The sequence below is a fragment of the Proteus cibi genome, from assembly GCF_003144405.1.
Taxonomy (GTDB): Bacteria; Pseudomonadota; Gammaproteobacteria; order Enterobacterales; family Enterobacteriaceae; genus Proteus; species Proteus cibi.
Map to the genome: position 1 here is coordinate 1 of NZ_PENW01000028.1, position 1421 is coordinate 1421.

At 33.6% G+C, this 1421-nt stretch carries 1 protein-coding gene; it reads left to right on the plus strand.

The window, feature by feature from the left end:
* Positions 1-46: 46 nt before the first annotated feature.
* Positions 47-1389, plus strand: a protein-coding gene (locus DK865_RS15075; protein WP_228407800.1) for an IS3 family transposase whose coding sequence is annotated in 2 segments (ribosomal slippage) — positions 47-520 and positions 523-1389 — 1341 coding nt in all. Because the reading frame shifts where the segments join, the coding sequence is not laid out codon by codon here.
* Positions 1390-1421: the final 32 nt, after the last annotated feature.

Here is a 1421-nt window from a genome sequence, read left to right on the forward strand (position 1 = left end):
TGAACTGCACCCCAAAAGTTGGACACCAACTTTGGGGTGTTTTTCTATGGCTAAATATTCTCTTGATTTTAAACTAAATGTGATTAATTTTTATCTCGAAGGTAATAGTCTCCGAACAACGGCTAAGCATTTTTCTATCAATAAGTCTCAGGTTCGTCTCTGGTGCTCCGCTTATCAATTGCATGGTATTGAGGGGATTAAGCCTCGAAAATCCAAAACTATCTATTCTCTTGAGCTAAAAATGCATATATTGTCTCATATGGTAGAACATTCGCTTTCTGCCAGAGAAACGGCTGCCCTTTTTAATATTCCAGCCTTTACAATCATACTGGAATGGAAAAATATTATGGATATTCATGGAATTAAAGCGCTAGCCCCCAAGAAAAAAGGAAGACCTACATTGACTAAAAAGAAAAAAGAATTACCTAAGAACGATAAAGATAAATCGGTTAAAGAACTTTTAAAGGAACTTGAGTATTTGCGTGCTGAGAATGCTTGCTTAAAAAAGTTACAAGAATTACAGGAAACAGAACGACGGTAAAACAACGTGTTGCCATCGTTAATCAACTAAAAATGGTTTATCCTATTTTGGTTTTATTACGTGCGCTTTCTTTATCAAAAAGTACATTTTATTACCATCAAAAAAATAGTCATGATTCAAAAGACAAATTATTAAAAGATAAAATAAAGGCGATTTATCATCAACATAAAGGTCGATATGGTTATCGAAGGATCACTGCTGTACTGCGAAATAAAGTTGTTATTAACCATAAAAAAGTACAGCGGTTAATGCAGGTTCAGGGACTAAAATCTATTGTAAGACCTAAAAAATATCGCTCTTATAAAGGCCAATTAGGTCGAATTGCTGATAATCATCTCGAAAGAAATTTTAATGCTAGCAAGCCTAACGAAAAATGGGTTACTGATGTCACCGAATTTAAGGTAAAAGGTGAAAAGCTTTATCTTTCGCCTATTCTTGACTTATTTAATCAAGAAATTGTTTCCTATCAAATAGCTAGACGTCCTCACTACAACATGATTGAGCAGATGCTTACCCAAGCCTTTTCGAAATTGACTCAGGAAGATGAGCTTATACTGCATTCAGACCAAGGATGGCAATACCAAATGAGTCGTTATCACAATAGCCTTAAGAAACAAGGAATTATTCAAAGTATGTCACGAAAAGGAAATTGTTTAGATAATGCAGTAATAGAGAATTTTTTTGGCATATTAAAAACAGAATGTTTTTATACAAAGCAATTTAAAGACTTGGATGAACTAGAAGAAGAACTTCATGAATATATCAAGTATTACAATACTGAAAGAATCAAGATAAAATTAAAAGGACTGAGTCCAGTTCAATACCGAACTCAGTCTTTACCTAACTAATTTAAACTGTCCAATAAATTGGGGTCAGTTCA